Consider the following 4,853-nt stretch of genomic DNA (forward strand, 5'->3'; position numbering starts at 1 on the left):
AACAGGGCATCGATCTGGCGACGGATCTTCTCAGTGGGCGATACTCGAACAGACACGGACGTGGGTCCTCTCTTGAGAGCTTGGCGGCTATCAAGGCGAACCTACGTCCGTCGTCATTTACACCGAGGCTGAGACGCGACCAGAGCCGGGCCACTCGCCGACCAGCCGGTTCAGCCCGGCCCGCTCCGCCAGCGCCAGCACCGGCGCCAACCCGGCGCCGGCGCACGACACGAGGTTCGGATCGTCGAACGTGGCAGTGAAGCCGTGACAGACTCGCATCTACCGGATGCCCTTCCGCTGGTGACGAAACGATCCCTAGACAAGATCGATTCTGTTGCAGCAGAAGGGCATCTCGGCTTTACGACGCGCGGCGACTCAAGCCGAGACGGTGGATCCGGGCTAAGGGGTCGCGGTCACGTAGACCGACGAGTCCTTCTGCAGCTGGGCGCACACCGCGACGATGTGCTTGCTCTGGTCGGCGGTGGCGGCGCCCTGGTCCACCGCGTAGACGTCCGCGGCGAACTGCTTCCACCGCTTGTCGCTTTGGGCCGCGTCGCTGGCCGCCCGCGCGGCGGCGTCCATGGCGGTCTGCAGCCCCTGGGTGTCGCCCTGGTGCGACTTCGCGGTGGCGTCCATGATGTGCTGGCAGGCGGAGCTGGCTGCGCCGATCCCCACGAGCGTCGGGGCGGGCACTCGGCTGGGGCTCGAGCAGCCGGCGACGGCGACGGTTGCGACCGCCGCGCCGAGGACGACCCAGACCCGCCGCACCCGGCGAGCCTAACCGGCGCCCGCGCCCGTTCCCCCGAACGGGCTACAGGTGGGCGCCCCGCCGCCCGATCCAGCGTTCGAGGAGTCACCGACATGGGGGATGCATGCTCGCCGACGACGTCGACTACGGCCTGGTGCCCTACTCGGCCATCTCGGCGATCGAGACGACGATCACGCACCTGGCGACCGTGCTGCTGGCTCCGCTGCTGGCCTGGCTGACCGCGCGCTACGTCTCGGCGCACGACGTGCTGTGGGTGGGGGTCCTCGGCGTCGAGGTGCTGCTCCTGGCCAACGCGGTGGTGGCCGTGGCGCTGGCCCGGTACTCGCTGCGGCAGGGGCACTCGCTGGCCGAGTCGGACCGGTGGGACGTCCCCTCGACCGCCGTGCTCCTGGGCGGGGTGCTGGCGATGGTGGCCTTCTCCGGAGGGATGCTCGGGCCAGCGGTCATGCTGCCGCTCATCGTCGTGCCGTACGCCACGGGGGTCTACTCGGACCTGGTGGCCCGGCTGCTCGCCCCGGCGCTGGCCGCGTCGTTGGCGGCCGTGGGCTGGCTCACCTCGACCTGGCACGGGACCGGCGTCCCGTTCGGCGTCGCAGCGGTGCTCAGCACGCTCGTCGTCGGCGTGCTCGTCGACGCGATTGACGTCGGGCTGTTCCGGGTCCAGCACCAGGCGGCCAGCCGGGAGCGCCGGCTGGCCCAGGAGGTCGACGACCTGTCAGTGGCGCTGGCCCGGCTGGCGCGAGGTGACCTGGCCGCCTCGACCGACCCCACCCGCTTCGTCGACACCGCCGACCTGGCCGCGTCACTGGAGAACACCAGCGCCGGCCTGCGCGAGCTGGTCGGCCGGATCCACGGCGGTGGCCGGCAGATGGAGTCCGCGGCCGGTGAGCTGCTGGCCATGGCCCGGGCGCTTTCGGCCGGCTCGGGCGAGCAGTCGGGGGCCGTGACCGAGACGACATCCACGATCGAGGAGCTGGCGGCCACCGCGGCCCAGATCGCCGAGACCTCGCGAGGTGTGGCCCAGGTGGCTGCCGAGACGCTGCGGTCGGCCGAGGTCGGCCGCCAGGCGGTGCACGCCAGCGTCGATGCGATCGACCAGCTGGCCGTGCGGGTGGCTGCCGTCGAGGGATCCGCCGTCGAGCTGGGCGAGAAGGGCCGGCAGATCGGGCAGATTCTGCAGGTCATCGACGAGCTGGCCGACCAGACCAACCTGCTGGCCCTGAACGCTGCGATCGAGGCGGCCAGGGCGGGGGAGCACGGCCGGGGCTTCGCCGTGGTGGCCGCCGAGGTGCGCCGGCTGGCTGAGCGGTCGCAGGAGTCTGCCGGCGGGATCCAGGCACTGGTCACCCAGATCCGGTGGGACACCGACGCCACGATCAGCGCCAGTCGCGCGGGGGTGGCGCAGGCCGCCGAGGGTGCGCTGCTGGCCCGCGGTGCCGTCGACGCGCTGGAGCGCATCGCCAGGCTGGTCGAGGAGACCACCATGGCGGCCGAGGAGATCTCGATCGCCACCCAGCAGCAACGCTCCGCCTCGGAGCAGGTGGTGGTGGCCATGGGCCAGGTGAGCGAGGTGTCCCGCCAAGCCGCCGTGGGCTCTCAGCAGGCGGCGTCGTCGGCGGCCCAGCTCAGCGGGCTGGCCGCGGACCTCGGGCAGTCGATCGCCCGGTTCCACACCTGACCGCTCAGGTGTGGACCTCGTCGGTGCCAGCGATTACGTGCAGCACTGGCAGGTGCACCTTGTGCCGCAGCCGGGTGGCCCAGTCCCGCCGCATCATGTCGGTCACCAGGTGCGGCTCGGTGAGGACGACGATCTCGTCGGCGTCCAGCCGTCCGGCGATCTCGACGGTGGCGTCAACCGGCCGGTGGGGGACGACCGAACCGTCCACCTCGGCGGCGCCGGCAGCCTGCAGCGCCGCGATGGACCCGGACAGCCGCTTCTGCGCCTCCGCCAGCAGCTGCGCCTCGGGCTTGTCCGCGTCCTCTTCATGAAGTGCGTCGCGGAAGTGCGTCCGGGTGATGTCGTCGACGGCCTCGTCGAACCCTCTGACGTCGGCGTCCGCCGCCATGACGACGTGGAAGTGCACCGGCTCGTCGCCATGCAGCGCGACGAGGCGGGCCACGTCGTGGTCGGTGAGCGGGTTCTCGGTGAGCAGCACTGAGGTGAACACGCTCCGAGCCTATCGAGCGTACGGGTCCCGCGAGGGGTCGGCGGTCAGTCGGGTAGCAGGGTGGCCAGGTCGAACCGGGCCGGCCGCTCGAGCTGGTCGTAGGTGCACGAGCGCGGGTCCCGGTCGGTCCGCCAGCGCCGGAACTGCGCGGTGTGTCGGAACCGGGTTCCCTGGAGGTGGTCGTAGGCGACCTCGACGAGGAGCTCGGGCCGCAGCGGCACCCAGGTGAGGTCCTTGTCCGAGTTCCACCGGCTCACTGCGCCCGGCATCCGGCTGCCGCCCTCCTCGCCCACGGCCTGGGCCCACTCCGCCCACGGGTGCCCGCTCAGGTCGTCCGTCCGGTAGGGGGCCAGCTCCTCGACCAGCTCGGCCCGCCGCCGCATCGGGAACGCGCCGACCACCCCCACGTGCTGCAAGACGCCGTCGGCGTCGTACAGCCCGAGCAGCAGCGAGCCGACCACCGGGCCGGACTTGTGCCAGCGGAACCCGGCGACGACGCAGTCCGCGGTCCGCTCGTGCTTCACCTTGAACATGACCCGCTGGTCCTGGCGGTACGGCTGAGCCAGCGGCTTGGCGACCACGCCGTCGAGCCCGGCACCCTCGAACACCTCGAACCACTGCCGGGCCAGCGCCGGGTCAGCGGTCGCGGGCGTGAGGAACACCGGCGGCCGGGCCGCCGCCAGGGCCGACTCGAGCCGGGCCCGCCGCCGCTCGAACGGCGCACCGGTGAGGTCCTCGTCGTCCAGGGCCAGCAGGTCGAACGCGACGAAGGCCGCCGGCGTGCTGCTGGCCAGCATCCGCACCCGCGAGTCGGCTGGGTGGATGCGCTGCTGCAGGGCGTCGAAGTCCAGCCCGTCGGCGGTGGCCACCACGATCTCGCCGTCCGCCACGCAGCGAGTGGGCAGCTCGGCGCGGACGGCGTCGACGACCTCGGGGAAGTAGCGGGTGAGCGGCCGTTCGTTGCGGGAGCCGAGCTCCACCTCGTCGCTGTCGCGGAACACCACGCAGCGGAAGCCGTCCCACTTGGGCTCGTAGAGCAGCCCGCCCGGGGTTCCGGCCGGGTCGGGCACTCCGGAGACCGACTTGGCCAGCATCGGCTTGACCGGCGGCATGACGGGCAGGTCCACGGCGCCATCATGCCCGGGTTCAGCCCCGGCGGACCCAGCGAGCGAACAGGCTGTCGTGGTCCATGAGCAGGTGCGCGAGGTGCCACGGCCGCTCGTCGAGCTCCGGACCGGCGAGGATCCGCCCGGCGGTCCCGCCCACCAGGACGGGCGCGGTGGTCAGGCACAGCTCGTCGAGCAGCCCGGCGGAGCCCAGCTGGGCCAGCAGCGCGGGGCCCCCCTCGCACAGCAGCCGGGTGAGCCCGCGCTCGTGCAGTGCGGCCACCGCGAGCGCCAGGTCGACCAGCTCCTCGCCGCACACCACGACGTCGTTGCCGACCCGGGCGGCGGCCAGCCGGTCGGCGGGGGCGGTCGCGCTGGTGAGCAGGACGGTGCGCTGCGGGGCGTGGTCGAACAGTGGCAGCGACCAGTCGAGGTCGAGCCGGTTGGAGACGACGGCGATCGGCAGTGCGGCCGGACGGTATCCCTCGGTGCGCACCGTTCCGGCGCCGACGAGCACGGCGTGGGCGGCCCGCCGCAGCACGCCGAACACGGCCCGGTCGGCCGGTCCGGACAGGCTGCCGGACAACGCATCCGCACCGGTCATCGCGCCGTCCACCGACGCGACCATGTTGGCCCGCAGCCAGGGCCGACCCTCGGGGTAGGCGTAGGCGGCGGCCAGGTCGACCTCCTCGGACGGCTCGGGCAGCAGGCGGCGCACGTCCGAGATCCTGGCATGCCCCCCGTAGGCTTGCCGCTCGTGCCGCCCGACGTCTCCTCGCTGCAGGACCGCTTCCCCGCGGTGGCGCCGCA

At 72.8% G+C, this 4,853-nt stretch carries 6 protein-coding genes; 1 reads left to right on the forward strand and 5 read right to left on the reverse strand.

Annotated elements, in window-relative coordinates:
• Window positions 1-117: 117 nt before the first annotated feature.
• Together VIM19_09610 and VIM19_09615 are read right to left on the reverse strand one after the other, a co-directional pair.
• Window positions 118-279, reverse strand: coding sequence for a hypothetical protein (locus tag VIM19_09610; GenBank protein HEY5185136.1), 162 nt, complete (start codon window positions 277-279; stop codon window positions 118-120).
• Between the two features lie 120 nt (window positions 280-399).
• On the reverse strand, window positions 400-768 hold the full coding sequence (locus tag VIM19_09615) for a hypothetical protein (GenBank protein HEY5185137.1): 369 nt from the start codon (window positions 766-768) through the stop codon (window positions 400-402).
• 104 nt (window positions 769-872) lie between these two features.
• On the opposite strand from VIM19_09615, the gene VIM19_09620 reads away from it, so the two are divergent.
• The gene (locus VIM19_09620; GenBank protein HEY5185138.1) at window positions 873-2,447 is read left to right on the forward strand and encodes a methyl-accepting chemotaxis protein; all 1,575 of its coding nucleotides are present in this window, start codon (window positions 873-875) and stop codon (window positions 2,445-2,447) included.
• 4 nt (window positions 2,448-2,451) lie between these two features.
• Here the strand turns inward: VIM19_09620 and VIM19_09625 are convergent, their stop codons facing one another.
• The 3 genes from VIM19_09625 to VIM19_09635 all read right to left on the reverse strand — a co-directional run.
• Window positions 2,452-2,937: an indole-3-glycerol phosphate synthase gene (locus VIM19_09625; GenBank protein HEY5185139.1), complete on the reverse strand. Its 486-nt coding sequence runs from the start codon at window positions 2,935-2,937 to the stop codon at window positions 2,452-2,454.
• 44 nt (window positions 2,938-2,981) lie between these two features.
• Window positions 2,982-4,064, reverse strand: a complete 1,083-nt coding sequence (locus VIM19_09630; GenBank protein HEY5185140.1) for an ATP-dependent DNA ligase — start codon at window positions 4,062-4,064, stop codon at window positions 2,982-2,984.
• 19 nt (window positions 4,065-4,083) lie between these two features.
• Window positions 4,084-4,853, reverse strand: a 770-nt coding sequence (locus VIM19_09635; GenBank protein ID HEY5185141.1) for a pyrimidine reductase family protein, incomplete at its 5' end; no start/stop codon positions are given.

The sequence above is a fragment of the Actinomycetes bacterium genome (genome assembly GCA_036510875.1).
GTDB lineage: Bacteria > Actinomycetota > Actinomycetes > Prado026 > Prado026 > DATCDE01.

Excerpts from the sequence above, each read along its gene's own strand:
- VIM19_09610 (HEY5185136.1), bottom strand. The coding sequence starts at position 279 with ATGCGAGTCTGTCACGGCTTCACTGCCACGTTCGACGATCCGAACCTC.
- VIM19_09620 (HEY5185138.1), top strand. The coding sequence starts at position 873 with ATGCTCGCCGACGACGTCGACTACGGCCTGGTGCCCTACTCGGCCATC.